26 protein-coding genes are annotated in these 26,960 nt (G+C 71.7%); 16 read left to right on the top strand and 10 right to left on the bottom strand.

Annotated features, from left to right (window positions below; genetic code table 11):
- Positions 1-26 precede the first annotated feature (26 nt).
- The 6 genes from JJI54_RS06515 to terL all read left to right on the top strand — a co-directional run bounded on the left by JJI54_RS06515 (position 27) and on the right by terL (position 7,033).
- Positions 27-596 (top strand): hypothetical protein, encoded by a 570-nt coding sequence (locus JJI54_RS06515; RefSeq protein ID WP_203071969.1) that lies wholly within the window; start codon positions 27-29, stop codon positions 594-596.
- A gap of 4 nt (positions 597-600) precedes the next feature.
- Positions 601-2,481, top strand: coding sequence for a hypothetical protein (locus tag JJI54_RS06510; RefSeq protein ID WP_203071967.1), 1,881 nt, complete (start codon positions 601-603; stop codon positions 2,479-2,481).
- Positions 2,481-2,921 (top strand): hypothetical protein, encoded by a 441-nt coding sequence (locus JJI54_RS06505; protein ID WP_203071966.1) that lies wholly within the window; start codon positions 2,481-2,483, stop codon positions 2,919-2,921. Before JJI54_RS06510 ends, JJI54_RS06505 begins: the two co-directional genes overlap by 1 nt.
- 61 nt (positions 2,922-2,982) lie before the next feature.
- Entirely contained in the window at positions 2,983-5,265 is a 2,283-nt protein-coding gene (locus JJI54_RS06500; RefSeq protein WP_203071964.1) for a phage tail fiber domain-containing protein, read from the top strand.
- Positions 5,262-5,600 (top strand): hypothetical protein, encoded by a 339-nt coding sequence (locus tag JJI54_RS06495; RefSeq protein WP_203071962.1) that lies wholly within the window; start codon positions 5,262-5,264, stop codon positions 5,598-5,600. Before JJI54_RS06500 ends, JJI54_RS06495 begins: the two co-directional genes overlap by 4 nt.
- Complete coding sequence (gene terL, locus JJI54_RS06490; protein ID WP_203071960.1) at positions 5,597-7,033, top strand: phage terminase large subunit; 1,437 nt, start codon at positions 5,597-5,599, stop codon at positions 7,031-7,033. The genes JJI54_RS06495 and terL overlap by 4 nt, the downstream gene beginning before the upstream one ends.
- 3 nt (positions 7,034-7,036) lie before the next feature.
- On the opposite strand, the gene JJI54_RS06485 is transcribed toward terL, so the two are convergent.
- The gene (locus JJI54_RS06485; RefSeq protein WP_092957378.1) at positions 7,037-7,255 is read right to left on the bottom strand and encodes a hypothetical protein; all 219 of its coding nucleotides are present in this window, start codon (positions 7,253-7,255) and stop codon (positions 7,037-7,039) included.
- Between the two features lie 126 nt (positions 7,256-7,381).
- Between JJI54_RS06485 and JJI54_RS06480 the strand changes: the two genes are divergently transcribed.
- The 3 genes from JJI54_RS06480 to JJI54_RS06470 are packed head-to-tail and all read left to right on the top strand — an operon-like array spanning position 7,382 to position 8,579.
- Complete coding sequence (locus JJI54_RS06480) at positions 7,382-7,747, top strand: hypothetical protein (RefSeq protein ID WP_203071958.1); 366 nt, start codon at positions 7,382-7,384, stop codon at positions 7,745-7,747.
- Entirely contained in the window at positions 7,747-8,193 is a 447-nt protein-coding gene (locus JJI54_RS06475; RefSeq protein ID WP_203071956.1) for a cell wall hydrolase, read from the top strand. Before JJI54_RS06480 ends, JJI54_RS06475 begins: the two co-directional genes overlap by 1 nt.
- A gap of 29 nt (positions 8,194-8,222) precedes the next feature.
- Positions 8,223-8,579, top strand: coding sequence for a DUF952 domain-containing protein (locus JJI54_RS06470; protein ID WP_203071954.1), 357 nt, complete (start codon positions 8,223-8,225; stop codon positions 8,577-8,579).
- Here JJI54_RS06470 and JJI54_RS06465 read toward each other — a convergent pair whose 3' ends face one another.
- On the bottom strand, positions 8,580-9,311 hold the full coding sequence (locus tag JJI54_RS06465; RefSeq protein WP_203071952.1) for a DUF4189 domain-containing protein: 732 nt from the start codon (positions 9,309-9,311) through the stop codon (positions 8,580-8,582).
- Between the two features lie 129 nt (positions 9,312-9,440).
- Positions 9,441-10,418 (bottom strand): Bug family tripartite tricarboxylate transporter substrate binding protein, encoded by a 978-nt coding sequence (locus JJI54_RS06460; RefSeq protein ID WP_203071950.1) that lies wholly within the window; start codon positions 10,416-10,418, stop codon positions 9,441-9,443.
- A gap of 200 nt (positions 10,419-10,618) precedes the next feature.
- Between JJI54_RS06460 and JJI54_RS06455 the strand changes: the two genes are divergently transcribed.
- On the top strand, positions 10,619-12,190 hold the full coding sequence (locus JJI54_RS06455; RefSeq protein WP_203071949.1) for an ABC transporter substrate-binding protein: 1,572 nt from the start codon (positions 10,619-10,621) through the stop codon (positions 12,188-12,190).
- A 5-nt stretch (positions 12,191-12,195) separates the two neighbouring features.
- On the opposite strand, the gene JJI54_RS06450 is transcribed toward JJI54_RS06455, so the two are convergent.
- Entirely contained in the window at positions 12,196-12,471 is a 276-nt protein-coding gene (locus JJI54_RS06450) for a TM2 domain-containing protein (protein ID WP_226381395.1), read from the bottom strand.
- A 149-nt stretch (positions 12,472-12,620) separates the two neighbouring features.
- Here JJI54_RS06450 and JJI54_RS06445 point away from each other — a divergent pair, with 149 nt between their 5' ends.
- Complete coding sequence (locus tag JJI54_RS06445) at positions 12,621-13,991, top strand: amidase (protein ID WP_203071946.1); 1,371 nt, start codon at positions 12,621-12,623, stop codon at positions 13,989-13,991.
- A 43-nt stretch (positions 13,992-14,034) separates the two neighbouring features.
- Here JJI54_RS06445 and JJI54_RS06440 read toward each other — a convergent pair whose 3' ends face one another.
- The 3 genes from JJI54_RS06440 to JJI54_RS06430 all read right to left on the bottom strand — a co-directional run bounded on the left by JJI54_RS06440 (position 14,035) and on the right by JJI54_RS06430 (position 16,913).
- Entirely contained in the window at positions 14,035-15,582 is a 1,548-nt protein-coding gene (locus tag JJI54_RS06440; RefSeq protein ID WP_203071945.1) for a UxaA family hydrolase, read from the bottom strand.
- A gap of 83 nt (positions 15,583-15,665) precedes the next feature.
- Entirely contained in the window at positions 15,666-16,076 is a 411-nt protein-coding gene (locus JJI54_RS06435; protein WP_203071944.1) for a hypothetical protein, read from the bottom strand.
- A gap of 90 nt (positions 16,077-16,166) precedes the next feature.
- Positions 16,167-16,913: an SDR family NAD(P)-dependent oxidoreductase gene (locus JJI54_RS06430; RefSeq protein WP_203071943.1), complete on the bottom strand. Its 747-nt coding sequence runs from the start codon at positions 16,911-16,913 to the stop codon at positions 16,167-16,169.
- A 124-nt stretch (positions 16,914-17,037) separates the two neighbouring features.
- Between JJI54_RS06430 and JJI54_RS06425 the strand changes: the two genes are divergently transcribed.
- The 3 genes from JJI54_RS06425 to JJI54_RS06415 are packed head-to-tail and all read left to right on the top strand — an operon-like array spanning position 17,038 to position 22,287.
- Entirely contained in the window at positions 17,038-18,627 is a 1,590-nt protein-coding gene (locus tag JJI54_RS06425; RefSeq protein WP_203071942.1) for a thiamine pyrophosphate-binding protein, read from the top strand.
- Position 18,628: 1 nt separating this feature from the next.
- Positions 18,629-20,221: a hydantoinase B/oxoprolinase family protein gene (locus JJI54_RS06420; protein ID WP_203071941.1), complete on the top strand. Its 1,593-nt coding sequence runs from the start codon at positions 18,629-18,631 to the stop codon at positions 20,219-20,221.
- Positions 20,218-22,287, top strand: coding sequence for a hydantoinase/oxoprolinase family protein (locus JJI54_RS06415; RefSeq protein ID WP_203071940.1), 2,070 nt, complete (start codon positions 20,218-20,220; stop codon positions 22,285-22,287). Before JJI54_RS06420 ends, JJI54_RS06415 begins: the two co-directional genes overlap by 4 nt.
- Here JJI54_RS06415 and JJI54_RS06410 read toward each other — a convergent pair.
- Complete coding sequence (locus JJI54_RS06410) at positions 22,280-23,191, bottom strand: aminotransferase class IV (RefSeq protein WP_203071938.1); 912 nt, start codon at positions 23,189-23,191, stop codon at positions 22,280-22,282. The genes JJI54_RS06415 and JJI54_RS06410 overlap by 8 nt on opposite strands.
- An 80-nt stretch (positions 23,192-23,271) precedes the next feature.
- Between JJI54_RS06410 and JJI54_RS06405 the strand changes: the two genes are divergently transcribed.
- Entirely contained in the window at positions 23,272-24,369 is a 1,098-nt protein-coding gene (locus JJI54_RS06405) for an alpha/beta hydrolase (protein WP_203071937.1), read from the top strand.
- Here the strand turns inward: JJI54_RS06405 and JJI54_RS06400 are convergent.
- Together JJI54_RS06400 and JJI54_RS06395 are read right to left on the bottom strand one after the other, a co-directional pair.
- Complete coding sequence (locus tag JJI54_RS06400; protein ID WP_203071936.1) at positions 24,360-25,331, bottom strand: catechol 2,3-dioxygenase; 972 nt, start codon at positions 25,329-25,331, stop codon at positions 24,360-24,362. The two genes, JJI54_RS06405 and JJI54_RS06400, sit on opposite strands and share 10 nt — an antisense overlap.
- A gap of 38 nt (positions 25,332-25,369) precedes the next feature.
- A complete protein-coding gene (locus JJI54_RS06395; RefSeq protein ID WP_203071935.1) occupies positions 25,370-25,789 on the bottom strand; it encodes a CBS domain-containing protein in 420 nt (139 codons plus the stop codon).
- A 179-nt stretch (positions 25,790-25,968) separates the two neighbouring features.
- Between JJI54_RS06395 and JJI54_RS06390 the strand changes: the two genes are divergently transcribed.
- A complete protein-coding gene (locus JJI54_RS06390; protein WP_203071928.1) occupies positions 25,969-26,943 on the top strand; it encodes a Bug family tripartite tricarboxylate transporter substrate binding protein in 975 nt (324 codons plus the stop codon).
- The last annotated feature ends 17 nt before the right edge of the window (positions 26,944-26,960 follow it).

The following is a 26,960-nucleotide window of genomic DNA, read 5'->3' as shown; positions in this document are numbered from 1 at the left end:
TCCTCCCGCGAACGGACATGACAACCATGGCACTCACCGCGCTCGCGCTGTGCTCGCGCGCCCTGCTGCGCCTTGGCGCGCAGCCCGTCGCCTCACTGGATGAGGGGACGGCGGAGGCGGAGGTGGCGGCGAACCTCTACGCGCCGGTGCGCGATGCGCTGCTCTCCGCCCATCCCTGGTCCTTCGCCACGGGCCAGGCTTCCCTGCCACGCCTGGCCGCCGTGCCGCGCGCCGACCTGGCGCATGCCTTCCAGCTGCCGCCGGGGTTCCTGCGCGCCCTGTCGGCCGGCAGCGGCGGCCGCGGGCGCGGCACGCCCTACCGCATCCATGAGGACCGGCTGCACGCGGATGCCGATTCCATCGTGCTGACCTACATCTTCCGCGCCGACGAAAGCGCCTTCCCGCCCTTCTTCGCGCAGGCCCTCGTGGCGCGCCTCGCGGCGGAATTCTGCCTGCCGCTGACGGAATCCGCATCGCGGGCGGAGATGCTGTTCCGCCTGGCGGAGACGGAGCTGCGCGGCGCGCGGCAGATCGACAGCCAGCAGGACACGCCGCGCGGGATCGAGGATTTCCCGCTGGTCTCGGTCAGGGGGTGATCGCATGACCATCGCCACGCGGCGCACCAAGGCTTCCTTCACCGCCGGGGAGCTCGCGCCCAACCTGTTCGGCCGTGCCGACCTGCGCGCCTTCGAGAATGGCGCGCGGCGGCTGCGCAACGTCGTCATCCAGCCGACGGGCGGCGTCGCGCGCCGGCCGGGGCTGCTGCATGTGGCATCCCTGCCCGGCCCCGCGCGGCTGATCCCCTTCGAGTTCAACACCGAGCAGACCTACCTGCTGGCGCTGACCGAGGGGCAGCTGCACGTCTTCCTGGGCGATGTCGCGGTGGCGAGCCTGCCCGCGCCCTGGTCCACCGGCATGCAGGGCCAGGTCGCCTTCACGCAAAGCGCGGACACGCTGCTGCTGTTCCACCCCGACGTGGCGCCGCAGCGGCTGACGCGCACCAGCCACACCAGCTGGACGCTGGCGCCCTTCGTCTTCGATGCCGTGCCGGTCTTCAACTTCCGCCCCGGCGTCACGCTCGCGGCCTCCGCCACCACGGGCACCGTGACGCTGACGGCCTCCGCCGACCTCTTCTCCAGCGGCCATGTCACGGCGGCGTTCCGCATCTCGGGCCTCACCGTCGCGATCACCGCGGTGGCCAATGCGCGCTCCGCCACGGGGGTCGTCAACGGCACGCTGCCCGGCACCACGCCGACCACGGATTGGGCGGAGCCCGCCTTCAGCGGCGTGCGCGGCTACCCCGTCTCCGCCTGCTTCCACCAGGACCGGCTGGTGCTGGGCGGGTCGCGGGACCTGCCGAACCGGCTGTGGCTGTCGCGCACCGGCGACATCGCCAATTTCGACAACGGCACGGGGCTCGATGACCAGGCGATCGAATTCGCGCTGGTGTCGGACCAGGTGAACGCGATCCGCGCCGTCTTCTCCGGCCGCCACCTGCAGGTCTTCACCTCCGGCGCCGAATGGATGGTGACGGGCGATCCGCTGACGCCGTCCTCGATCCAGCTGCACCGCCAGACGCGCGTCGGCAGCCTGGTGGACCGGCAGGTGCCGCCGGTCGATGTGGATGGCGCGACGCTCTTCGTCGCGCGGTCCGGCCGCGCGGTGCATGAATTCGCCTATACCGACGTCGCCGACGTGTACCAGGCCAATGACCTCGCGCTGGTCGCGCACCACCTGATCCAGGCGCCGGTCTCCATGGCCTATGACCAGACCATGCGGCTGCTGCATGTGGTGATGGCGGACGGGTCGATCGCGACCCTGACGCTCTATCGCGCGGAGCAGGTGACGGCCTGGACGCGGCTGGAGACGGCGGGCCGCTTCAAGGCGGTGGCGGAGACCGAGGGCCGCGTCTTCGTCGTGGTGGAACGCAATGGCTGGCACCGGCTGGAACGCTTCGACACGGGCATCGGCTTCGATGCCGCGCTGTCCGGCATCGCCGTCGCGGAACAGGATGTCTGGTCCGGGCTCGGCCATCTGGAAGGCGCCTCCGTCGGCATCCTGGCCGATGGCGCGCCGCGCGGCGTGCTGACGGTCTCGGCCGGCGCCGTCACGCTGGATCCGCCGGCGCGCAGCGTGCAGGTGGGGCTGCCCTTCCGCCATGTGGTGGAACCGCTGCCCATGGCCCTGGCCGGGGCGGGCGGGGCGGCTTCCGCGCCGCTCCGCCTGGTCTCCGCCACCTTCCGGGTGATGGAGACGCCGGCGCTGGAGGTCGATCTCGGCCGCGGCGTGCAGCCGGTGCCGTTCCGGCGCCTGGACACGGCGCTGCTGGATGCCGCGCCCGCGCCCTTCACCGGCGACGTCACGCTGCGCGCGCTGGGCTGGCGGCGCGATGCGATGGCGCCGCTGTGGCGGGTGGAGGGCGAGACGCCGCTGCCCCTGACCCTGCTTTCCGTCACCACCGACATGAGGATGACCGACTGATGGCGCAACTCGCCCCCATCGCGACCGCCCTCGGCGCGGGCGCCTCGCTCTACTCCACCGTGCGCCAGGCCCAGGTGCAGTCCAGCAATGCCCGCGCCCAGGCCGATGCCGCCCGGCAGCAGGAAGCGGCGCGGCAGCAGCAGCTGGCCGCGCAGCAGGCGGCCGAGGCCAGGGCGCGGGAGGCGCGGCTGGCCGGCACCACGGCCGCCGCCCGCGCCCGGCTAGCCGCCAGCGGCGTCTCGCCGGACGAGGGCTCCGCCGCCGCGCTGACGGCCGGGCTCGAACGCGATGCCGCCGCGGCGCAATCCGACAGCGACCAGCTCTTCGCCGCGCGGCTCGCCGCCGGGCGCCGCAGCCTGCTGAACAATGACGGGTCGCTGACCACCTGGCTGCGCGCCGGCACCAGCTTCGGCACATCGCTGCGCAACCTGCTCGATTGATTCCCCGCCGCCGCGCGCCCGCCGCGCGGCCCTTCCCTGCCCCCCCTTCCTGGAGCCCACGATGGCCGAGCACATCCGCATCGGCGACGTCGCGCCGCGCGTGCAATACGTGGGCGATGGCGCGCGTACCGACTTCACCTACCCCTTCCCCATCTTCCTGGCGGAGGAGCTGGAGGTCCGCATCGACGGCATCGTCCTCGGCAGCGGCTTCGATGTCTCCGGCGCCGGCCTGTCGGAAGGCGGCACGGTCACGCTGCCCACCGCCCCCGCCGCCGGCAGCACCGTCACGCTGCGCCGCCGCGTGAAGGTCGAGCGCACCTCCGACTTCCAGGACAATGGCGTGCTCCGCGCGCGCACGCTGAATGACGAGCTGGACCGCGTCGTCGCCGCCCTGCAGGAGCAGCGGGAGGAACTCTCCTCCACCCTGCGGCAGGACCCCGCCGACCTTGGCGGCGACATGACGCTGCCGATGCGGACGGCGCGCGCCAACCGGCTGCTGGGCTTCGACAGCGTCGGCGACATCGTCGTGGTGCCGCGCGATTCCGGCCTGCTGACCTCCCCCTTCCCCGGCGCCGTGCCGCATACGGTGGAGGACAAGCTGGCGGAGACGCTGAGCGCGCGTGACTTCGGCGCGACCGGCGATGGCGTGACGGATGATGGCCCGGCGCTGCAGGCCGCGATGAACGCGGCGGCGGCTTCCGGCAAGATGCTGACGATCGGCGAAGGGTCCTTCCGCACGCAGCAGCCGCTGACGCTGCCCGGCGCCGCGGCCGGGCTGACCATGCGCGGCCGGATCATCTATGCCGGCCCGGGCGGCCAGCCCGCGCTGACCATCGGCGATGGCGGCACCACGCGCAACGCCAACAAGCTGCACAGCGGCATCGCGGTGACGCGCGCCACCATCAGCGACTGGCTGAGCGAGGGCGACATCGGCGTGGTGATCCGCAACCACGACGCCTCCCTCATCGAGATCCGGGAGATCGCGGGCTTCACCATCGGCCTGCGCACGCTGGGCGACGAGCGGGGGTTCGAGGACAGCACGCTGATCCTCGGCCGCTTCGTCAACAACAAGATCGGGCTCGACGTCCATACCCTGACGGCGGCGGCGTGGAACACCTCCATCCGCTACTATGGCGGCCACTTCGCCGTGGGCAGCACGGTCAATACGGACAAGGACCGCTTCGGCATCCGCTTCTCCGCCGAGCCCGGCGCCTATGTCGCGCATAACCGCCACCTGTTCGACGGCCCGAACTTCGAGCTGAACGCGCGCACCATCCCGGCCACGGGCATCCCCTTCCTGATGGAGGTGAACAGCCGTGCCGTGATCGCGCGCGCCATCCGGATGGAAGGCTGCGACCCCATCGTCGCCCGCCACACCGCCGGGGCGCAGGACCACCTGTACGAGGTCGCCTGGGCGAGCCAGGGCTATGCGATCGAGATCGAGCACACGGAGACCGCGACAAGGCTGGGCGGCGCGGTGAAGGCCTATCACCAGGCGCTGCCGAACCGGGAAGCGACGCGGGAAGTGGCCGCCGTGCCATCGCTGCGCGCCGCCGCCATCCGCTGGAACGCGACGGAGACGGGCTTCGACAGGCTCGCCTGCCTGTCCACCAACGTCTCCGGCAGCCCGACCAGCCTGCCGCAATTCGCCTTCCCCGCGCTCGATTCCTACACGCTCACGAATCGCGGCGTGGTGCTGACGGGCGGGCGCGGCCTCGGCTTCGTGGTCGATACCTCGCGCTGCAAGGATTTCGCGCTGACGGTGGATGCGGATTCGCCGCGCCTCGTCGTCATGGCCTTCGACACCGCCTGGAACCTGCTGACCGATGCCGCCGGCACCATGGTGATGGCCTCCGGCCAGTCGCTCACCTGGAACGCCACGGCGCGCTGGTGGCAGGGGTCGGCGGACATGGACGATGCGGGGCTGACGCGGCTGCAGGCCATCCGCCTGGCGCCGCAGGTGGCCACCGCCATCATCGGCGTCGCCCGCATCACGGCGGATTACGAACTGCGCGCCATGCGCCTGCATTGCGACCCGCGCCACGCGCCACCGCTGCTGTCCGGCCTGCCGGACCTGCGCGTCGGCGTCCGCGAACTGACGGCGGAGCTGGCCTGGGACCCGCCCTCCATCGCCGCCGGCGCCAGCGCGCAGATCAACGTCACCCTCGCCGGCGCCAGGCCCGGCGACTTCGCCCAGGCCGCCTTCTCCCTCGCCACCTCCGGCTGCGTCTTCCTGGCGCAGATCGGGGCGCAGGATACGGTGACGGTCACGGCCTGGAACCGGTCGGGCGCGGCGGTGGACCTCAATCCCGGCACGGTGCGCGTGCGGGTGGTGAAGGCATGAGGAAGCCTGCCACCGCCCCGCGCGGCAGGACGCCCGGCGTGCCGCGCGCGAAGCTCGCCGCCGTGATCGACCGCGTGGCCGAGGAATACGCGCATTTCGTCAGCGACCCGCCGCTGGAGGATGTGCCGCCGGATTCGAAGAACTTCGCCGCGCGCCAGGCGGCCGCCCGCGTGGCGCTGGCGCATATCAGCGAACTCGCCGCCCTGGCGGCGGAGGAGCCGGAGACGGCGGAGGAGACGGCGGAGGACATCCTGGCCAAGGCCCGCGCCACCCTCGCGCGGGAAGGCGACGCCGATCCGCCGCCGCCGGCCGGTGAGGGGGAGGAGGAGGCTTGAGCCCCCGCCCCGCCGACCTCGTCGAATTCGCCTGGATCTGGAACCAGGCGAGCGGCCTCGGCACCCCCGCCCTGCACCGGCGCGTCCTGCGCTGGCTGCAGGCGCGGCAGGCCGCCGGGGACCGGCGGCTGCTGCTGATGGCCTTCCGCGGCTTCGGCAAGTCCACGCTCATCGGCCTCTACTGCGCCTGGCGGCTGTACCGCGCGCCGGAGACGCGGATCCTGGTGGTGGCAGCGGACCATGCGCTGGCGACGAAGATGGTGGCGAATGTGCGCCGCGTGCTCGGCCGCCATCCGCTCTGCGCCGCGCTGCTGCCGGGGCATGGCGAAGGCTCCTGGGCCGCGGACCGCTTCACGGTGGCGCGCGACGGCGTGCTGCGCGACGCCTCCATGATCGCGGCGGGGATCGGCGGCAACATCACCGGCGCGCGCGCCGACCTCATCATCGCCGATGACGTGGAGGTGGCCGGCAATTGCGACACGCCGGGCAAGCGCGAGGAACTGCGGGAGAGGCTGACGGAGGCCGAGTTCGTCCTCGTCCCCGGCGGCACCATCCTCTTCGTCGGCACGCCGCATGCGGAGGACAGCCTCTACGCGGAAGGGGAGGATGCCTTCCTCTCCGGCTACCGGCGCCTCACGCTGCCGCTGCTGGACACGGCGGGCCGCAGCACCTGGCCGGAACGCTTCCCGGACGAGGCCGTGGCCGCGCTGCGCGACCGGGTCGGCCCGCTGGCCTTCCGCCGGCAGATGATGCTGGAACGCGTGGCGACCGGCGCCGCGCGGCTCGATCCCGCGGCGATGGCGCGCTACGGCGCGGAGATCGACTACCGGGAGGCCAATGGGCGGGGCGTGCTGTCCCTGATGGGCACGCGGCTCGTCTCCGGCGGCGGCTGGTGGGACCCGGCCTATGGGCGCCCCGGCAGCGGCGATGCCAGCGTGCTGGCCGCGATGTTCGCGGATGCGGAGGGCCGGCACTACCTGCACCGCGTCGCCTACCTGCTGCACGACCCGGAGGCGGAGGAGGACGCCGCCACCCAGCAATGCCGCGCCGTCGCGGCGCTGGCGCGGGACCTGCTGCTGCCGGTGGTGCGGGTGGAGACCAACGGGCTCGGCCGCTTCCTGCCCGGCCTGTTGCGGCGGGAGATCGCGCGCATCGGCACCGCCTGCACGGTGGTCGAGGCGACGAGCCGGCGCGCCAAGTCCGACCGCATCCTGGCGGCGCTGGACCCGGTGCTGGCGGCGCGGCGCCTGTCGGCGCATGACAGCGTCTTCCGCGGCCGCTTCGTGCGGGAGATGGCGGAATGGCGCCCGGATACGCCGGGGCTGGCCGATGATGCGCTGGACGCCGTCGCGGGCTGCCTGCTGGCGGAGCCGGTGCGCCTGCCCTTCACGCCCCCCGCGCCGCGCACCGCCCTGCCCTGGCGGGGCTTCTGATCGTCAGGCCCGCTTGCGGGCGATTTCGGTCGCATGCCGGTCGAGGCCGGCTTCCGTCGCCTCGAACCGGCCATCGGGGCGGGCGCGGGCCAGGCCCATGCCCGCCAGGCGTTGCAGGCAGGGCCCGTCCTTCAGCCCGTCAGGGCGCCCATGCGGCCGCACCAGGGTCAGCCGGTGCAGCGCCGATCGGCAGCAGGTCTCCAGGTAAGGCTCGTTCCACATCGGCCGCGCGGTGCGTCCCCCTGCCGCGCGGTCCCGCCGCGCGGCGCATCCCCCAACGCCGCGCGGCCCCCCCGCGCGGCTTCCCCAGGGTGGTTCCGCCGCCGCTTCCCTTCAAGGAGTGCCCCCATGATCCCCGAAATCCCGCCCCAGATGCTGGCCGCGGCCGCGGATGCGCCGCTGGCGCTGCTGATGCTCTGGATGGTGCACCTGCTGCGCCGGGACCTGATGAGCCGGCCGGAACCGCCCGCCGCGCCGCCCGCGCCTTCCGCGCGCGACGACCTGGCGGAGTTCAAGCTGGAGGTCGCGCGCACCTATGTGCCGCTTTCCCTGATCCGGGACCTCGATTCGCGCCTGTCCCTGCACCTGGTCCGCATCGAGGAGAAGCTGGACGAGGTGAGCCGCGCCGCGACGGCCGCCGCCGCCATCTCCGGCCAGGTGGTGACGCAGCGCAAGGTCGGCTTCTCCGCCCGCGCCGAGGGGGAAAGCCGGTGATGAGCGCGGCGATCGATCGCGTGGCGGAGCCCGCGGGCCTGACGGTGCTGGCGCTGACGCTGTGGGGGGAGGCCGCCGGCCGCCCGGTGCGGGGGGTGGAAGGCGTCGCCGCGGTGGTGATGAACCGGCTGCGCCTGGCCGCCCGCCCCGACGGGCCGAAGCACCTGGGCACCGCCGTCGGCGCCATCTGCCGCGCGCCCTTCCAGTTCGCCTGCTGGCATCCCCGCCACCCGAGGCGGGACGCGATGGTGGATCCCGCGACGCGCAACGACCCCGCCTTCGCCATCTGCCAGCGCATCGCCGCCCGCGCGCTGTCCGGCGCCCTGCCGGACCCGACGCGGGGCGCCACCCACTACCACGCCGCGGATACGCTGCCGCGCTGGGCGGTGGGCCAGGTGCCGGTGGCGGAAGCGGGCGGGCTTGTCTTCTACCGCCTGCTCGGCTGAAACGCGGCCCTGGGCATGGGGGCCGCGCGATGGAAGACCGCATCTACACCATGGTCAGGGAAGCCGATTGGCGCGCGGCGGAAGCCGCCGGCGCCTATGCCGGCAGCGCGCATGACCAGCGCGACGGCTTCCTGCATTTCTCCACCGCCGCGCAGCTGCGCGCCAGCGCGGCCAAGCACCGGGCCGGCGTGCCGGATCTCTGGCTGGTGGAAGCGGATGCGGCGCGGCTTGGCGATGCGCTGAAGTGGGAACCGGCATCCGGCAGCAGCCGGCCCGGCCTGTTCCCGCATCTCTACGCTAGGCTGCCGCTGTCCGCCGTGCTGTCCGTCACGCGCCTGCCGCTGCGCGCGGACGGCACGCATGACTTCCCCGCGACGATCCCCTGATCAGCCGCAGCGCGACGTCGCGATCCGGCAGGAGACGCCGGCGGCGAGCCGCCCGGAACAGTCGCGCAGCGCCGCGAATTCCGCCGCCGTCTCGTCCTGCCCCGACCCCGTGCCGTAGTGGTGGATGGTGAAGGTGCGGGGGTCGGAGGTGATGACCAGCCCGTTGGCCCGGATGCCATAGGCGACGGCGAGGCACCGGTCCGCCGTTTCCGCCAGCAGGCGGCAGGGGTTGTTGTTGTTGCGGCGGAAGCATTCCGTCTCCGCCCCCCGATGCGCCGCCATGCGTTCCAGCGGCATGGAGACGGACAGGCCGCGGCCCGGCAGCGGCGCGGCATAGGCGACGATGCTGCGCCCGGTGGCCGCGGCCGCGCGCTGCGGCATGGCGCTGGGCACGCCGAGCGCCAGCCCCGCCCCGGCCGCCGCGCCCGCCATCACCCCGGCCGCGCCGGCGCCGGTGCTGCCCCGCCCCGTGGCCTCCGGCGTGCCGCGCTGGTTCTGCCGCGACAGATGCCGCTCCCCCGCCGCGCAGCGCACCAGGCAGGCCTGCACGGGCTGCGGGTTCATCGCGCGTTCCGGCATGCGGGCATCGCATTGGCGCCGGCAGGACATGCTGTCGACCGGCTTGTTCGCCTGGTTCGGCTGCGCCTCAGCCCGCGGTGGCAGTCCGAGCGCCATGAGCAGGAAGAGCAGGACGGAGAGCCGGATCGCGCCGACTCGTTCCGAAGTGAGCATCTCGGGGTCGCCTCAAAAACACTTACCCAGATCGTTCATTTTGTATACCTGGGGCGTTGGAAGGTTACTCCGTAGGCAGACCGGCGACCAGCCCATTCGATGGTGGGACGATCCGGTTTCACGACGGCTTCAATCCGCCCGCGCACCGCTGCGCCGCACCGCCTCCGCCCAGCGCAGCCGCTCCGCCGCCAGGAAGGCGTCCAGGCTGCGGCTGCCGAGCGCCACGGGTTCCGCGCTGCGGGCCCGCATCAGCGCGCCATAGGAGTCGGAGGTCGTGACCTCCGCCACCACCGCCGACAGCCGCGCGACGATGGGCGCCGGCGTCCCCACCGGCGCGAAGAGGCCGAACCAGTTCGGCGCGTCCAGGCTCGGGAAGCCCGCCTCCACCAGGGATGGCACCTCCGGCAGGTCCGCCGCGCGGCCGCGCGTGGCGATGCCGACGATCCGCGCCTGGCCGCCCTGGTGCAGCGGCAGCGCGGTGGTCAGCGCATCGAACATCATCGCCACCTGCCCGCCCGCCAGGTCCGCCAGCGCCGGCGGGCTGCCGCGATAGGGCACATGCACCAGGCGCAGCCCCGCATCGGCGGCGAAGAGCTCCGCCGTCAGATGCGTCAGCGACCCGCTGCCGGATGAGGCGAAGGGCAATTCCCCCGGCTTCGCGCGCGCCGCTTCCAGCAGCGCGGGCAGCGTCGGCTGCGGCAGGGCGCGCGGGCTGACCAGCATCACATTCGCTTGAGCACCCAGCAGGCCGAGGCAGGTGAAGTCGCCATCCGGGTCGTAGTTCAGCCGGCTGTAGAGCGGCTTGGCGATTCCCATCACCGCGGGTCCCACGGCCAGCAGCGTGTAGCCATCCGGCGTCGCCTTCGCCACGGCCTCCGACCCCACATTGCCGCCCGCGCCGGCGCGGTTCTCCACCACCACGGGCTGGCCGAGGCTGCGCGCCATCGCCTCCGCCGCCGCCCGGGCCAGGATGTCCGTGATGCCCCCCGGGGCGAAGGGCACGACCACGCGGATGGCGCGGCTCGGGAAGGCGCCCTGCGCCAGGGCCGGCGCGGCGAGGCCGCCGGCCAGTCCGGCCAGCAGGAGGCGACGGGCGATCGGGGGCATGGCGCGGGCTCCGGGCGGGTGGGGCCGGAAGCATCGGCCCGCCATGGCCGGGCGGCAATGCGCGGAAGGCTCCTTCTGCTCAATTTGCCAGCACAGCATCGCCGATTGCGCAAATCAGCATGGTTTGCAGGCAACCCGCCCGTCTTGCGCGCAGCCTGTCCCGGGCGGAAGCTCCCTGACCCGTTACGAAAGCCCGCCGCATGTCCAGGCCCTTCCTCCTCGCCCTCGCGCTGCTGGCCGCGGCGATCCCCGCCGCCTCCCCGCGCGCCCAGGGGCTGACGCTGGCGCTGGCCTCCACCCCCACCGCGGTGGACCCGCATTTCCACAACCTGGTGCCGAACAACGCCATCGCCGCGCATGTCTTCGACAAGCTGGTCCACCAGGATGAACGGCAGCAGCTGATCCCGGGCCTGGCGGAATCCTGGCGCCCGCTCTCCGAAACCGTCTGGGAATTCCGGCTGCGCGCCGGCGTCACCTTCCATGACGGATCGGCGCTGGAGGCGGGGGACGTCGCCGCCAGCCTCCGCCGCGTGCCCGCCGTGCCGAACAGCCCCGGCCCCTTCACGCAGTTCACGCGCGGCATCGCGGGCGTGGAGGTCGTCGATGCCCGCACGCTCCGCATCACGACCCGCGGGCCCCAGCCGCTGCTGCCGACGGACCTCTCCGTCATCAACATCATCCCGCGCCGGCTGGAAGCCGCCACCACGGCGGATTTCCGCGCCGGCACCGCCGTGGTCGGCACCGGCCCCTTCCGCTTCGAGGGCTTTGTGCCAGGCGACCGCGTGACACTGACGCGCAACGACGGCTACTGGGGTGGCAGCGCGCCCTGGCAGCGCGTGACCTTGCGCATCATCCCGAATGACAGCGCCCGCGCCGCCGCGCTGCTGGCCGGCGATGTCGATGCGGTGGACGCCGTGCCCATCACGCAGCTGGAGGCGCTGAAGCGCCGCCCCGATCTCCGCCTGTTCCGCGCCACCTCCAACCGCGTGATGTTCCTGTCCTTCGACACCTTCCGCGAACAGACGCCGCACGCCACCCAGCGCGGCGGCGGCGCCATGCCGAATCCGCTGCGCGACCCGCGCGTGCGCGCCGCCATCTCCCGCGCCATCAACCGCCCCGCCATCGTGGACCGGCTGATGGAGGGCGAGGCCATCGCCGCCGGCGGCCTGCTGGCGCCGGGCTTCTTCGGCGCCAGCCCGCGCCTGGTGCCGGAGGCCTTCGACCTCGAGGCCGCGCGCCGCCTGCTGCGCGAAGCGGGCCTGCCGCAGGGCTTCGCCCTGACCATCCACGGCCCCAACGACCGCTTCCCCAATGACGAGAAGATCCTGCAGGCCGTTGCGCAGATGCTGCAGCGCGCGGGGATCGAGACGCGGGCGGAGGCGCTGCCCTTCAACACCATCCTGTCGCAGGGCGGCCCGCCCAACCACGCCTATTCCGCCATGCTGCTGGGCTGGGGCAGCAATACCGGGGAGGCCTCGTCACCGCTCCGCGCGCTGCTGGCCACGGTGGATCGTGACCGGGGCATGGGGGTCGGCAATCGCGGCCGCTATTCCAACCCCGCCCTCGACGCCGTCATCCACCAGGCGCTGGGCACGGTGGACGATGCCGCGCGCGCCGCGCTGCTGCAGCAGGCCAGCGAGATGGCGATGGCCGACCACGCGCTGGTGCCGATCCTCTACCAGGTCAACATCTGGGCGACGCGCGGCGGCATCACCTATACGCCGCGCGCGGATGAGTGGACGCTGGCGCGCTTCTTCACCCCGGCACCGTGAGCGGTTCAGCCGCGCAGCTGGTCGATCAGCCGCCCGTTGCAGCGGGCGGCCATGCCGGGAATGAGGAAGGCATCGATGAACCACCACAGCCCGATCACCAGCAGGCCGAGGAAGCCGATGAGCACCACGGTGAGCAGCACCGACAGCAGCGACATCACCAGCATGACGATGCCGGACACCACGCGGCCGAGGTAGAAGCGGTGCGCGCCGAGATAGCCGAGGAAGAACCACAGCAGATAGGCCACCAGCACCGACTTCTTCGCCGCGTCGTAGCGCATCATCGCGATGGCGTCGTCGGAAGGCCGGCCTTGCGAAGAAGGCCAGGGACGGGCTTGCGGCGGGGGTCGCGTGCCGTAGGACATGGGTTGTCGCTCCTCGATGCGCGAAGCAAGCGGGTCGCGGGCGCGAAAGGTCAAGGGACAAGCAGGACATGACGGATATCTGGCGCCTTTCCGCCACCGAACTCGCCGCGCGCTACCGCGCCGGCACGCTGCGGCCGAGCGAGGCGCTGGCCTCCATCCTCGCCCGCATCGCGCAGGCGAACCCCACCATCAACGCCATCGCGACGCTGGACGAGGCCGGCGCCAAGGAAGCGGCGGCCGCCGCCGATGCGCGCTTCTCCGCGGGCACGCCGCTCAGCGCACTGGATGGCGTGCCCGTCTCCATCAAGGACAACATCACCCAGGCCGGGCTGCGCTGCGCCTGGGGCAGCGAACTCTATCTCGACTACGTGCCCGAGCATGACGAGACGCCGGTCGCCCGCCTGCGCGCCGCCGGCGCGGTGCTGATCGGCAAGACCAATGTCTCCGAATTCACCCTCGGCCGCGGCAACATCGACACCAAGGCCTTCGGCGTCACGCGCAACCCCTACAACCCCGCGCTGACCTCCGGCGCCTCCACGGGCGGCGGCGCGGCGGCGGTTGCCTCCGGCTTCGGGCCCGTCACGCTCGGCACGGATGGCGGCGGCTCCATCCGCCGTCCCGCCTGCCACAACGGCCTGGTGGGGCTGAAGCCCTCCACCGGCCGCGTCGCGCGCCGCCACGGCCTGCCCATCATCCTCGACGATGCGGAGGTGATCGGCCCCATCGCCCGCACGGTCGATGACCTGGCCGCGACGCTGTCCCTCATCCAGGGCCCGCTGGCGGAGGACCGCCTTTCCATCGGCGTGCCCGGCCCGCATGAGGAGCCGCCGGCGCCGAAGAACCTCCGCGTGCTCTACATCCCGCAATTCGGCGACTGGAAGGTCGATGCCCCCGTCGCGGAGAGCTGCGCGGAGGCCGCGCGGCACATGGCCGCGCTCGGCCACCGCGTCACCACCGGCCGGCTTCCCGTCGATCTCGCGCTGTTCGAGAAGCACTGGCCGACCTTCACGCAGGGCGGCCTCGCCTGGCTTCTGCGGGGCAAGGAATGGCGCGGAAAGATCGGCGCGATCTATGAGGAGATGGCCGATCGCGGCGCCACCCTCACCGCCGCCGACTACATCGACGGGCTCGCGGCGTTCCGGGAAGTGCAGGCGCAATTCGCCATCGCCTTCCAGGACTGGGACGTGCTGATGACGCCGACGGCCGGCGCCCTGCCCTGGCCCGCCGACCAGTTCGGCCCGCCGCACAACCGCGCCTTCACCGGCATCGTGAACGCCGGCGGGCTGCCCGGCATGAACGTGCCCTGCGCCCCCTCCGCCGATGGGCTGCCCATCGGCTTCCAGCTCATCGGGCCCTATGGCGCGGACTGGCTGCTGGTGGCGCTGGCGCGGCAATACGAGGCCGCGCATCCCTGGGCGGATCGCTGGCCGCCGCTGTAACGACAGCAAAGCCGGGGGGCGTGGCGCCCCCCGGACCCCGCATCTACCCCGTGATGCCGATCTGCCAGGGCGCGAATTCGTGCTTGCCGACGCCGAGTTCCTCGCTCTTCGTCTTCTCGCCCGAGGCGATGCGCAGCATCAGATCCAGGATGCGCTCCCCCATCTCCTCCATGCTGGCGGTGCCATCCAGGATCTCGCCGCAATTGATGTCCATGTCCTCCTCCAGCCGGCGGAACATGGGCGTGTTGGTGGCGAGCTTGATGGAAGGCACGGGCTTCGCGCCATACATGGAGCCGCGCCCCGTGGTGAAGGCGATCATGTTGGCGCCACCCGCGACCTGGCCGGTGGCGGAGACGGGATCGAAGCCCGGCGTATCCATGAAGACGAAGCCCTTCGTCGTCACCGGCTCCGCATAGCGCAGCACATCCATCAGCGGCCCCGTGCCGCCCTTCATCGAGGCGCCCAGCGACTTCTCGAAGATGTTGGCGAGGCCGCCGGTCTGGTTGCCCGGGCTGACCGTGCCGTTGATCTGCGTGTCGCGGCCCGGCGTATAGACATCCTTCCACCAGCGGATGCGCTCGATCAGCTTCTCGCCGACCTCCCGGCTCGCGGCGCGGCGCGTCAGCGTGTGCTCGACGCCATAGATCTCCGGCGTCTCCGACAGGATCGCGGTCCCGCCATGGCGCACCAGCAGATCCATCGCATTGCCGAGCGCCGGGTTCGCGGTGATGGACGAGAAGCCGTCGGAGCCGCCGCATTGCAGCCCGACCGTCAGATGCTCGGCGGAGACCGTGCTCCGCGTGGCCTTGTTCGCCTCCGGCAGCATCGCCTTCACCGCCTCGATGCCCGCATCGATGCTCTTCCGCGTGCCGCCGATCTCCTGCATCACCAGCGTCCGCAGCAGCGGCCCGGGCGCCAGGCCCTGCTCGGCCAGCAGCCCCGCGATCTGGTTGCGCTCACACCCCAGGCCGATGACGACCACGCCCGCGACATTGGCGTGGCGCATATAGCCGCCCAGCGTCCGGCGCAGCAGCTGCATCGGCTCCCCGGACAATTCCATGCCGCAGCCCGTGGAATGGGTGAAGGCGGCGACGCCATCGACATTCGGATACTCGGCGAGGCGCTCCGGCGTGAACCAGTCCGCCACCGCGTGGCTGACGGTCGCGGAACAATTTACGGAGGAGACGATGGCGATGTAGTTGCGGGTGCCGACGCGTCCGTCCGGCCGCACGATGCCCGCGAAAGTCTTGCGCTGCTCTGCTGGCACCATGGCCACCGGGCGGTAGTCCCGGCCGATGGCGTAGTCGCGGTCGAATTCCCGGAACTCGATATTGTGGTTGTGCAGCATGGTGCCGGCGGGGATGTCATCCGCCGCGAAGCCGATGGTGACTTGGTACTTCAGCACCGGGTCGCCCTTCCGCAGGTGCTGGGTGGCGATCTTGTAGCCCGCCGGCACCTTGTCCCGCGTCACCAGGTTCTCCCCGGGGATGGAGGTGCCGGGTTCGCATTCCGTGCGGGCGACGACGACGTTGTCATCGGGATGCAGGCGGATGACGGGGCCGTTCAGGCGCTTGGCGTGAAGGTCGATCATGGTTTCCTCGGGGGTCTCGGCCGTGCTGCCGCTCCCCCCATATCGCCACATCAGGGGCCGGATGTCAGCGCCCGGTCACCCCCTCATTCCGCCGGCATCAGCGCGGGGTAGCGGCGGGGCGATCGGGAGACGGCCAGCAGCACCAGCCGCACCAGGAACATCGCCGCCCCCGCCAGCCAGACCAGCGCCGCCGCGATCGCCAGCGCCGGCGCCTGCTGCTCGATCGAGAGGTAGATGCCGAAGGGGAACAGGAAGGCGCTGCTGGTGGAGAGCGCGAATTGCGCCAGCGCCGGCATCGGGTTGGCGTGCAGCTGCGGATAGGCCCGGAAGGTCAGGCCCATCAGCGCCAGCGACGTCCAGCCCAGCAGGTTGAGATGCGCATGCACGGGCGCCAGGTGGAAATCATGCTGGATGCCCATCAGGACACCAAGGCACACGCCCACCAGCAGGCAGGTGGCGGCGGCGATCAGGAAGAACAGCGGAAGCCGGGGCATGGTGAAGGTCCTTGACTGAAGGGCGGCCCTTCTAGACCCGCACCCCCGCCCCTTCATGTCGCCGGCCGTTTCCTCCGTTTCACGCGTGTTTCACGACAACATCTGGCCGCCATCGACGATGATGGTCTGCCCCGTCACCCAGCGCGCCGCATCGCTCGCCAGGAACAGCGCGACCTCCGCCACCTCCTCCGGCGTGCCGAGCCGGCCGAAGGGGATGGAGCCGAGGATCCGGTTGTACAGCGCGGGATCGCTCGCCCGCCGCTGTTCCCAGGACCCGCCCGGGAATTCGATGGAGCCCGGCGCCACCGCATTCACCCGCACGCCATCCGGCGCGAAGGCGGCTGCCTGGCTCTGCGTGTAGTTCACCAGCAGCGCCTTCACCGCCGCATAGGCCGGCGTGCGCAGGGAGGGTCGGAAGCCCGAGATCGAGGTCACGTTCACGATGCTGCCGCGGGACTGCTTCAGCCACGGCGTCGCGGCGCGGCTGGCGCGCACCGTCGCCATGACGTCCACGTTGAGCCCGCGCGCCCAATCCTCCTCCGTGTCACGAGACCCGAAGCCGCTGGCATTGTTCACCAGCACGTCGATCCCGCCCAGCGCGCCCGCCGCGGCCTCCACCCAGCCCGTGACATCGGCCAGCACGCCAAGATCGGCGGAGGCCGCATGCGCCGGCACGCCGCAGGCCGCGATCTCCGCCCGCGTCGCCTCCAGCGGCCCCGCGCCGCGCGCGCAGATGGACACCGCCGCGCCCGCCTGCGCGAAGCCCAGCGCGATCGATCGCCCGATGCCCCTGCTGCCGCCCGCCACCAGCACCCGCTTGCCCGCGAAACTCGCCATCACGCCTCTCCCATGCCGATCCCGCGCAGCAGAGGGTGCGCGCCCCCCTTTGGCAAGACACCCGTCTTGGCAAGCCGCGCGCGCGGGGGCAGAGGAATGGAGGATCGGGGGAAGGAACGTGGCGATGACCTTGACGGAAGCCTTGCTTGCCGAACTCGCACGGCGCGGCACGCGGCGCATCTGGGGCGTGCCCGGCGGCGGCTCCTCGCTGGACGTGATCGAGGCCGCGCCCCGCTTCGGCATCGACTTCATCCTCGCCCGCCAGGAATCCAACGCCGCCATCGCCGCCATGGCGGATGCGGAGCTGACCGGCGCGCCCGGCGTGGTGCTGACGACCAAGGGCCCCGGCGTCGGCAACGCCGTGAACGGCCTGGCCTGCGCCACGCTGGAACGCGCGCCGCTGCTGCTGCTGGCCGATGGCTTCACGCCGAAGCAGGCCAGCTGGGTGACGCACCAGTATTTCGACCAGCGCGCCATGACCGGTGGCGTGGTGAAGGGCTATGCCCGTGCGGATGCGGAAGCGCCGATGGCCGGCATCATCGCCCTGCTGGACCAGGCGGAGGCCGCCCCCCGCGGCGCCGTGCACCTGGACCTGACCGGAGAGGCCGTGCGCCGCCCCGCGCAGCCCGTGGAAGCCTTCCAGGCCATGGCGCCGCACCACCCCCCGGTCGGCGATGCCGCCGGCCTCCTGGCCGCCGCCAGGCGCCCCGTGCTGCTGGTCGGCGTGGAGGCCGCCAACGCCACCGACGCCGCCGCGCTGCGGCGCTTCGCGGAGGCGCTGGGTTGCCCCGTCCTCGTCACCTACAAGGCCAAGGGCGTGCTGCCGGACGCGCATCCGCTCCATGCCGGCATTTTCACGGGTGGCACGCTGGAAGCGCCCTGCGTCGGCCAGGCGGACCTCATCATCCAGGCCGGGCTCGACCCGGTGGAGCTGATCCTGCAGCCCTGGCGCTACACCGCGCCGATCCTCGACATCGCGCTGCGCCCGCATCCCGTCCGCTACGCCGATCCGACCGCCGCGCTGCACGGCAAGCTGGCCGACAGCATCGCGGCATTGGCGCCGCGCGCCTCCAGCTGGACGCCGGCGGAAATCGCCGCGCTGCGCGACGCGGCGCTGGCCGCGCTGGAATGGCAGGGCAGCGGCGGCGTCTCGCCCCCCGACATCGTCCGCATCGCGCAGAAGGAAGCGCGGGCCGCCGGCGCCACGCCGCGCGTCGCCGTCGATGCCGGCGCGCACATGTTCTCCGCCACCGCCTTCTGGCAATGCGAGCACCCGCGGGACCTGCTGATCTCGAACGGCCTCGCCTCCATGGGCTTCGCGCTGCCCGCGGGCCTCGCCGCCGCGCTGCATGACCCCGCGCGTGGCGCCATCGCCTTCACCGGCGATGGCGGGCTGATGATGTGCCTGGGCGAACTCGCCACGGCCGCGCAGCTCGGCGCGAAGCTCGTCACCATCGTCTTCAACGACAGCGCCCTGTCGCTGATCGACATCAAGCAGCAGCAGCGCCAGCTTCCCCAGGCCGGCGTGCGCTTCACCCGCACGGATTTCGCGGCCGTGGCGGAGGGCTTCGGCGTCAAGGGCCTGCGCGCCGACGACCCCGCGCAATACGAGACCGCGCTGCGCCAGGCCTTCGCGCATGACGGCCCCTCGCTGATCGACGTCACCGTCAACCCCGCCGGCTATCCCGCGCAGCTCCAGGCGATGCGGGGCTGAGATGGCGCTCTCCGCCCTTCGCCTCGGCAATGCCTGGGCCCGCATCGCGGGGCTGATGGATGAGGCCGCGGAAACCTTCGTCCGCACCTCCTTCTCCTCCGTGGTGCGCGACAACTGGGACATGGCCGTCGGGCTGATGGACAGCGAGGGCCGGCAATTCGCGCAATCCTCGCGCTCCGTCCCCAGCTTCGTCGGCACCATGCCGCGCACCCTCGCCGCCATGCTCGCCCGCATCCCGCGCGCGCGGCTGCAGCCCGGTGACGTGCTGATCAGCAATGATGGCTATCTCGGCACCGGCCACCTCAACGACATCACCATGGTGAAGCCGGTCTTCGCGGGCGGCCGCATCACCGCCTGGATCGGCAGCATCTTCCACGCCACCGACATCGGCGGTGCCCCCTCCGTGGAGGCGCGCGACGCCTGGGAGGAAGGCCTCACCATCCCCGTGGCGCGCATCCTGAAGGGCGGTGTCGAGAACGAGGACGTCATCGCCTTCCTCGAAGCCAATTGCCGCATGCCCGGGGAGGTGCTGGGCGACATCCGCGCGCAATTCGCGATGTATGACCAGGCTGAGCCCCGCCTGCTCCGCATCCTCGCGGAGGAAGGCATTTCCTCAGTGGACGAACTCGCCGCCGAGATCTTCGGGCGTTCGGAGCGCGCCATGCGCGACGCCATCGCCGCCGTGCCGGATGGGGAGGTGACGGACGAAGTCACCGCGGATGGCTTCGAACATCCCGTGACGATCAAGCTGCGCCTGGCGATCAAGGGCGATGCGCTGACGCTCGACTTCACCGGTACCGGCGCCCAGATCCCGCGCCCCGTGAATTCGCCGCTGAACTTCACCCGCGCCTATTCCAACTACGCCGTGAAATGCGCCTTCGATCCGCTGACGCCGAACAACGATGGCAGCTTCCGGCCGATCCATCTGATCGCGCCTGAAGGTTCCATCGTGAACCCCCGCCACCCCGCCCCCGTCTGGGGCCGCCACCTGACGGGCCACTACCTGCCCATGCTGGTTCTGGCGGCACTGGCGAAGATGATTCCGGATCGCGTGGTGGCGGAATGCGGCAGCCCGCTCTGGAACGTCTATTTCACCGGCGAGCAGCCCGATGGCCGGCGCTATGTCCGCATGTTCTTCATGAATGGCGGCCATGGCGCCGCGTCGTCCCATGACGGCGCCTCCTGCCTCTCCTTCCCCTCCAACGTCGCGACGCAGCCGGTGGAGCAGTTCGAGAATGCGGTGCCGATGCTGGTGACGGAGAAGTCGCTCATCCCGGGCAGCGGCGGCGATGGCCGGATGCGGGGCGGTCTCGGCCAGCGCCTCGGCTTCCGCGTCATCGGCGAGAGGCCTGTCACCGCCACCTACCGCCATGAACGCGTGCAGCACCCGCCACGCGGGTTGCTGGGCGGGGAGGCCGGGCGCGCGGGGCGCGATCTTCTCAACGGCCAGCAGGTCGCCGCCAAGGCGCGCATCGTGCTGCAACCCGGCGATACGCTGACCTTCGAGACCCCCGGCGGCGGCGGCTTCGGCCCGCCCGGCGAACGCAGCGCAGAAGCGCGTGCGCAGGACAGTGCGGAAGGCTATGTGGCATGACGCCCTGGCAGATCGGCGTCGATATCGGCGGCACCTTCACCGATTTCGTGCTGCTGGACAGCCGCGACGGGCGGCTCTTCAACGGCAAGCTCCTCACCACGCCGCATGCGCCCGAACAGGCGGTGCTGGAAGGCATCCGCCAGCTCCTGGCCACGCATGGTGTCGCACCCACCGAGGTCAGCCACGTCATCCACGGCACCACCCTCGTCGCCAATGCGCTGATCGAACGCCGCGGCGTGCCGACGGGCTTCCTGACGACCGAAGGCTTCCGCGACATCCCGGAGATCGGCACCGAACTCCGCCACGATACCTATGACCTCTTCATGCGCCGGCCGGAACCGCTGGTGCCGCGCCGCCTGCGCCTCGGCGTGCCGGAGCGGCTCCGCGCCGATGGCGCGGTCGTCACGCCGCTGGAGGAGGATGCTGCCCGCGCGGCCATCCGCGCGCTGCGGGATGGCGGCGCCCAGGCGCTCGCCATCTGCCTGCTGCACGCCTTCCTCAACCCCGTGCATGAACGCCGGCTGGCGGAGCTGGCGCGGGAGGAAGCGCCTGATCTCACGCTCTGCCTCTCCTCCGACCTCGTGCCGGAGATCGGGGAGTACGAGCGCGGTACCACCACCATCTGCAACGCCTATGTCCAGCCCGTCTTCGAACGCTACCTCGCACGCCTGCGCGGTGGCCTTCGCGACGCCGGCCTCACCGGCCCGCTCTTCCTGATGCTGTCCGATGGCGGCACGGTGCGGGACGACGTCGCCGCGAAGCACCCGATCCGCCTGGTGCAATCCGGCCCCGCCGGCGGCGTGCAGGCGACGCGCATCGTGGGCCAGGCGGCCGGCGCGCGGGACGTGCTCTGCTTCGACATGGGCGGCACCACCGCCAAGGCCGCGCTGATCGACCAGGGCGAGCCGCAGCGCAGCCTCGATTTCGAGGTCTCCCGGGTTGATCGCTTCCGGAAAGGCAGTGGCTTTCCGCTGAAGGTGCCGGTCGTGGAGATGATCGAGATCGGCGCGGGCGGCGGCTCGATCGCGCGCGTCGATCGCCTCGGCCTCATCAAGGTCGGGCCCGACAGCGCCAGCAGCGATCCCGGCCCCGCCTGCTACGGGCTGGGCGGCACATGGCCCACCGTGACCGATGCCGACCTCCTGCTGGGCTACCTGGCGCCGGACAGCTTCCTCGGCGGCGACATGGCGCTGGATGTGGCGGCGGCGGAGCGCGCGCTGCTCGACCATATCGGCAAGCCGCTCGGCCTTTCCGCCGTGGAGGCCGCCTGGGCGGTGCATGAGACCGTGAACGGCACCATGGCCCAGGCCGCCGCCATCCATGCGCTGGAGAAGGCACGACGGATCGAGGACTACGCCATGGTGCCCATCGGCGGTGCCGGCCCCGTCCATGCCTGCGCCATCGCCATGAAGCTGGGCCTTCCGACACTCGTCTCGCCGCCCGGCGCCGGCGTCGCCTCGGCCTTCGGATTCCTCGCCGCCCCCATCGCCTTCGCGCATCTGCGGGCGATGGTGGCGCCGCTGGCGACGCTCGATAGGGGCGAGCTGCGCGCGATGATCGGCGCGATGGAGGCAGAGGGCCGTGCCATGGTCGCGGAAGCCGGCGTCGCCGACAGCGATGTCACGATCCGCATCCTCGCCGCGTTGCGCTATGCCGGCCAGGGCTACCAGGTGGAGGCCGCGATCAGCGCTGATGCCATCGCGCAGGGTGACCGCGATGCCATCCGCCGCGCCTTCGAGGCCGAATACCGCCGCCTCTATGGCCGCATCGAATCCGGTCTGCCGGTGGAAACCGTCGGCTGGCGCGTCATCGTCAGCGGCCCCACGCCGTCGCTGCGCCTCGCCCCCGCCGGCCAGCGCGGCGGCGCCACCCGCAAGGGCATGCGCCACGCCTGGTTCGGCGACGGCTTCGTGGAGGCCGCGGTCATCGACCGCACCGCGCTCCGCCCCGGCGACACCGTCTCCGGCCCCGCCTTGGTCGAGGAGCGGGAGAGCACGCTGGTCCTCCCCCCCGGCGCCACCGCCACCTGCGACGTCGGGCTCAACCTCGTGGTGCGCTTCAGCTGACGATGGCGCGCCACTCCGGATGGGCGTCGGTGGTGCCGCGCACCACCGCCTCATAGGCCGCCTGCAAACGCTGCGTCATCGCTCCCGGCTTGCCGTCACCGACCGGCAGCCGGTCCACCGAGGTCACCGCCACCAGCTCCTGCCCCGTGCCGCAGAGGAACACCTCGTCCGCCACATACAATTCGGTGCGGTCCACCTCCCGCTCCTCCACCGCGATGCCAAGCTCGCCAGCCAGCGTCAGCACCGTCGCGCGCGTGACGCTCTCCAGGATGTCGCTGGTCCGCCCCGGCGTCACCAGCACGCCGTCCCGCACCAGGAACAGGCAGGCCGCCGCGGCCTCCGAAAGCTTGCCCCGCGCCGTCAGCAGCAGCGCGCTGTCATAGCCATCCGCCTTGGCCTGCAGCGTCGCGAGCCGGCTCGCATGATAATTGGCGGAGGCCTTGATCCGCGGCGGCATCGCATTGTCCGCGATGCGGGTCCAGGAGGAGACGCAGGCCGCCAGCCCGCTTGCGAATTTCTTGCTGCGTTCCCGCGGCAGCGCGGCCGCGATCCAGCCAACGGGTCCCGTCGTCGCCATCATGCCCATGGATTCGATCTGCACCTGCACGCGGAGATAGGCATCCTCATCCGGCGCGTTCAGGCGGATCACCTCCAGCACCGCCGCGCGCAGCGTCTCCGTCGAAGGCGGGTTGTCGAAGCGCATCACCTTCATGCCCTGCTGCAACCGCACCAGGTGCTCATCCAGCCGGAAGACGCTGAAGCCGCCGGTGACGGGGTGGCGATAGGCGCGCAGCCCCTCAAACACCGCAACGCCGAAGGCGACACCGAGGGCGAGCGGATGGATGCGCGCATCGTTGAATGGCATCGCCACGCCGTTGTGGATGATGGTGTGGGCCTGCCACATCGCGTCGCCTTTCGCTGCTGGTCGCCGCGAGTGTGGTCGGCTGCTACACTGCCCGCAAGCCATCGAGGGAAACGCGCCGCATGACTCCCCTGCCCCTGCCGCCCGGCATCACCAGCCGCATGGTCCCCCGCGTCAACGGCCTCGCCATGCATGTGCTGGAAGCCGGGCAGCCGGGCCGCCCCTGCCTGCTGCTGCTGCATGGCTTCCCGGAACTCGCCTTCTCCTGGCGCCATGTCATGCCGCGCCTGGCCGCCGCGGGCTACCACGTCATCGCGCCGGACCAGCGCGGCTATGGCCGCACCACCGGATGGACCGCCGATTACGACGCGCCCCTCGCCCCCTTCCACATGCTGAACTTCGTGCGCGATGCGTTGGCGCTGCTGGAAGCGATGGGCATCGCGCGGACGCATGGCGTCATCGGCCATGATTTCGGATCGCCCGTCGCCGCTTGGTGCGCGCTGGTCCGCCCCGACATTTTCTCAAGAGTGGCCCTGATGTCATCGCCCTTTGCGGGGCCGCCTGCGCGCAAGCCCGCGCCACAGGAGGATGTGCACGCCGCCATGGCCGCACTGACGCCGCCGCGCAAGCACTACCAATGGTACTACGCGACGCGCCCCGCGGCGGCCGACATGAACCACGCGCCGCAGGGCCTGCACGCCTTCCTGCGCGCCTACTACCACCACAAATCGGCGGACTGGGCCGGCAACAAGCCCTATCCGCTGAAGGGCTGGACGGCGACCGAACTCGCGAAGATGCCGGACTACTACATCATGCCGCTGCACGCGACGATGCCGGAAGCCGTCGATCCCTTCATGCCCACGCCCGCGGAGATCGCGGCCAATAGCTGGCTGCCGGATAGCGACCTCGCCGTCTATGCCGCCGAATATGCGCGCACCGGCTTCCAGGGCGGGCTGCAATCCTATCGCTGCAACACCGGCGGCGCGAATGCCGCCGACCTCGTGCTGTTCAGCGGCAGGCGGATCGAGGTGCCGGCGCTGTTCATCAGCGGCGCCAGCGACTGGGGCACCTACCAGTTCCCCGGCGCCTTCACCCGCATGCAGGACACCGCCTGCGCCGATTTCCGTGGCGCGCACCTGGTGCCGGGCGCGGGCCATTGGGTGCAGCAGGAACAGCCGGCCGTGACGGCACGGCTGCTGCTGGATTTCCTTCAGTCCTGAACGCCATCCGGCAGCGGCGGCGTGCCATGGGTGTGAAAGGACTTGATGGTCTGCAAGCCCCAGGCCTGGCCCTTCTTCCGCTCCGTCTCGGTCCAGGTGATGGTCTTCCAGTCCGGCGCCAGCACCAGCCGCGCGCCGGCATTCGCCACCTCCACGCGGTTGCCACCGGGCTCCCAGACATAGAGGAAGAAGGTCTGCTGCACCGCGTGCTTGTGCGGCCCCGTCTCGATGAAGACGCCATGCTCCAGGAAGACGTCCGCGGCCTGGAGAATGGCTTCCCGGCTGTCCAGCGCGAAGGTGACGTGGTGGAAGCGTCCCCCCACGCCATGCGCTTCCTTCGTGAAGGCGAAGTCGTAGGATTTGTTCGTGGCCGTCAGCCACATCCCCGCTTCCTCGCCGCTGTCCAGCTCGATCCGCTCCGTGCAGCGGAAGCCGAGGGTGCTTTCGAAGAACTCGCGGCACGCCCGCACATCCACCGCCAGGCAGTTGAAATGGTCCAGCCGCCGCACATTGACGCCGCGCGCGGGAAAGCGCTGCGCCTGGTTCTTCAGCGCGGGCCGCAGCGCCGCCGGCGCCTCGTACCATTCGGTCTCGTAGTAGATCTCGAAGAGATGCCCGTCCGGGTCGCGGAAGCGCCAGCCCGTGCCGTGGCCGAACTCGCCCTCATGCGCCGTCACCTCATGCCCCGCCGCGCGCAGCGCCGCCACGCGCCGCGCCAGCGCCTGCGGGCTGCGCGTGCGAAAGGCGGCATGGCCGAGGCCCGACGTCGTGCTCGCCGTCAGCTGCAGCGAATAGCGTTCGTAATCGTCCCAGCCGCGCAGATAGACGCTGTCGCCCCGCCGCCCCGCTTCCGTCATGCCCATCACATCGACGAAGAAGCGCAGGCTCTCCTCCGGCTTCGGCGTCAGCAGTTCCACATGGCCGAGATGGGCGATGTCCCAGACCGGCTCCGGCGTTTCCATGGTGGCGTTCCCGCGATTCGTCCGCGGGCAGGATAGTCTCAGCGCATCCGCTCGAAGAAGCCGCTTTCCTCATCCAGGCGCGCATGCTCCCGCGCCCGGAAATCGTAGCGGGAGACGATGCCCACCACCCGCCCATCCTCGCAGACCGGCAAATGACGGAAGCCGCCATCGTCCAGCACGCGCAGCGCCTCCATCGCCCCGCGGCGCGGGTCCAGCGTGGTCGGGTCCGGCGTCATCACCGCTGCCAGCGTCGTGGCCTTGGCGTCCAGCGCCTCCGCCAGGCAGCGCAGCGCGTCGCGGCCGGTGAAGATGCCCACCAGCCGGTCCCCTTCCACCACCAGCACGGCGCCGACGCGCCGGGCGCGCATGGCCGCGCAGGCCTCCGCCACGCTCGCCCCCGGCGGCATCGCCAGCGGCAGCTGGTCCTTCACCAGATCACCCATGCTGCGGTCACGCATCGCAAGGCCTCCTCCCCGGTTCGACGCAGGCTGCGCCCGGCTGGCCCGCGGCGCCTTGATCCACCGCAACGCGGGATGCGCGCGCCCGGCGGCATCGCCCGCTTCCGGAAAGGCGAAAACCTTGCGCCCCCACCGCCACACCGGCACGCTGCCTGGGATACAGCAGGGACATCGGTGCCATGACGACGCTCGCCCGCCGCCCTCTCCTCGGCCTGTTCGGCGCGGCCGCGCTGGCCGGCACCGCCGCCGCGCAGCCGGCCTTCCCGAACCGGCCGATCCGCGTCGTCATCCCCTTCGGCCCCGGCGGCGGCACGGACAATCTGGTGCGCATCCTGGAGCCCTATGTCAGCCGCGCGCTCGGCCAGCAGCTGGTGATCGAGAACCGCCCCGGCGCCGCCAGCGTCGTCGGCACGGAGATCGCGGCGCGGGCGGAGCCCGATGGCTACACGCTGGTCGCCCTCGACAGCACCTTCGTCATCAACCCCGGCCTGCTGCCTTCCCTGCCCTATGACCCCGCGCGGGATTTCGCGCCCGTCACCATCCTGGCCCATGCGCCGGTCGTGCTCCTGGCGCATCCGTCGCTGCCCGCCACGACGCTGCCGCAGCTGATCGCGCTGGCGAAGGCGCGGCCCGGCACCCTCGCCTATGCCTCCGGCGGCAATGGCGCGCCGACGCACCTCGTCGGCGAAATGCTGAAGGCCGAGGCCGGGATCGACCTGACGCACCTGCCCTATCGCGGCACCGGCCCCGCCATGAACGACATCATCGCCGGCCATGTGCCGCTCGGCGTCAACGGGCTCAGCGCCTCCGCCGCGCATATCAGCAGCGGCCGCGTGCGCGCGCTGGCCGTCACCGGCGATGCCCGCGCCGATGCCTTCCCCGATGTGCCCACCTTCAAGGAACTCGGCCTGCCCGGCGTCGATCTCTACACGCATTGGGGCGTGCTGACCCGCGCCGGCACGCCGCAGCCCGTGATCGACCGCCTCGCCACCGCCTTCAACGAGGCCGTGCTGCGCCCCGACCTGAAGCAGCGCCTGAACGACCTCGGCTTCGTGCCCGCCGGTGCGGGTGCCGCGCGCTATGCCGAGACCATTGCGCGGGAGACCGCGCGCTTCACCGCGGTGATCCGCACCGCCAACATCCGGCCCGACTGAACAGGAAAGTTCCACGC

Source organism: Falsiroseomonas ponticola, assembly GCF_016805305.1.
Lineage (GTDB): Bacteria > Pseudomonadota > Alphaproteobacteria > Acetobacterales > Acetobacteraceae > Falsiroseomonas > Falsiroseomonas ponticola.
This window is presented reverse-complemented; position numbering and strand designations above follow the sequence as displayed.

What these genes read in the sequence shown, in the direction of transcription:
- JJI54_RS06515 (WP_203071969.1), top strand. Translation starts at nt 27, where the DNA reads ATGGCACTCACCGCGCTCGCGCTGTGCTCGCGCGCCCTGCTGCGCCTT.
- JJI54_RS06510 (WP_203071967.1), top strand. Translation starts at nt 601, where the DNA reads ATGACCATCGCCACGCGGCGCACCAAGGCTTCCTTCACCGCCGGGGAG.
- JJI54_RS06505 (WP_203071966.1), top strand. Translation starts at nt 2,481, where the DNA reads ATGGCGCAACTCGCCCCCATCGCGACCGCCCTCGGCGCGGGCGCCTCG.
- JJI54_RS06500 (WP_203071964.1), top strand. Translation starts at nt 2,983, where the DNA reads ATGGCCGAGCACATCCGCATCGGCGACGTCGCGCCGCGCGTGCAATAC.
- JJI54_RS06495 (WP_203071962.1), top strand. Translation starts at nt 5,262, where the DNA reads ATGAGGAAGCCTGCCACCGCCCCGCGCGGCAGGACGCCCGGCGTGCCG.
- JJI54_RS06485 (WP_092957378.1), bottom strand. Translation starts at nt 7,255, where the DNA reads ATGTGGAACGAGCCTTACCTGGAGACCTGCTGCCGATCGGCGCTGCAC.
- JJI54_RS06480 (WP_203071958.1), top strand. Translation starts at nt 7,382, where the DNA reads ATGATCCCCGAAATCCCGCCCCAGATGCTGGCCGCGGCCGCGGATGCG.
- JJI54_RS06475 (WP_203071956.1), top strand. Translation starts at nt 7,747, where the DNA reads ATGAGCGCGGCGATCGATCGCGTGGCGGAGCCCGCGGGCCTGACGGTG.
- JJI54_RS06470 (WP_203071954.1), top strand. Translation starts at nt 8,223, where the DNA reads ATGGAAGACCGCATCTACACCATGGTCAGGGAAGCCGATTGGCGCGCG.
- JJI54_RS06465 (WP_203071952.1), bottom strand. Translation starts at nt 9,311, where the DNA reads ATGCTCACTTCGGAACGAGTCGGCGCGATCCGGCTCTCCGTCCTGCTC.
- JJI54_RS06460 (WP_203071950.1), bottom strand. Translation starts at nt 10,418, where the DNA reads ATGCCCCCGATCGCCCGTCGCCTCCTGCTGGCCGGACTGGCCGGCGGC.
- JJI54_RS06455 (WP_203071949.1), top strand. Translation starts at nt 10,619, where the DNA reads ATGTCCAGGCCCTTCCTCCTCGCCCTCGCGCTGCTGGCCGCGGCGATC.
- JJI54_RS06450 (WP_226381395.1), bottom strand. Translation starts at nt 12,471, where the DNA reads ATGATGCGCTACGACGCGGCGAAGAAGTCGGTGCTGGTGGCCTATCTG.
- JJI54_RS06445 (WP_203071946.1), top strand. Translation starts at nt 12,621, where the DNA reads ATGACGGATATCTGGCGCCTTTCCGCCACCGAACTCGCCGCGCGCTAC.
- JJI54_RS06440 (WP_203071945.1), bottom strand. Translation starts at nt 15,582, where the DNA reads ATGATCGACCTTCACGCCAAGCGCCTGAACGGCCCCGTCATCCGCCTG.
- JJI54_RS06435 (WP_203071944.1), bottom strand. Translation starts at nt 16,076, where the DNA reads ATGCCCCGGCTTCCGCTGTTCTTCCTGATCGCCGCCGCCACCTGCCTG.
- JJI54_RS06430 (WP_203071943.1), bottom strand. Translation starts at nt 16,913, where the DNA reads ATGGCGAGTTTCGCGGGCAAGCGGGTGCTGGTGGCGGGCGGCAGCAGG.
- JJI54_RS06425 (WP_203071942.1), top strand. Translation starts at nt 17,038, where the DNA reads ATGACCTTGACGGAAGCCTTGCTTGCCGAACTCGCACGGCGCGGCACG.
- JJI54_RS06420 (WP_203071941.1), top strand. Translation starts at nt 18,629, where the DNA reads ATGGCGCTCTCCGCCCTTCGCCTCGGCAATGCCTGGGCCCGCATCGCG.
- JJI54_RS06415 (WP_203071940.1), top strand. Translation starts at nt 20,218, where the DNA reads ATGACGCCCTGGCAGATCGGCGTCGATATCGGCGGCACCTTCACCGAT.
- JJI54_RS06410 (WP_203071938.1), bottom strand. Translation starts at nt 23,191, where the DNA reads ATGTGGCAGGCCCACACCATCATCCACAACGGCGTGGCGATGCCATTC.
- JJI54_RS06405 (WP_203071937.1), top strand. Translation starts at nt 23,272, where the DNA reads ATGACTCCCCTGCCCCTGCCGCCCGGCATCACCAGCCGCATGGTCCCC.
- JJI54_RS06400 (WP_203071936.1), bottom strand. Translation starts at nt 25,331, where the DNA reads ATGGAAACGCCGGAGCCGGTCTGGGACATCGCCCATCTCGGCCATGTG.
- JJI54_RS06395 (WP_203071935.1), bottom strand. Translation starts at nt 25,789, where the DNA reads ATGCGTGACCGCAGCATGGGTGATCTGGTGAAGGACCAGCTGCCGCTG.
- JJI54_RS06390 (WP_203071928.1), top strand. Translation starts at nt 25,969, where the DNA reads ATGACGACGCTCGCCCGCCGCCCTCTCCTCGGCCTGTTCGGCGCGGCC.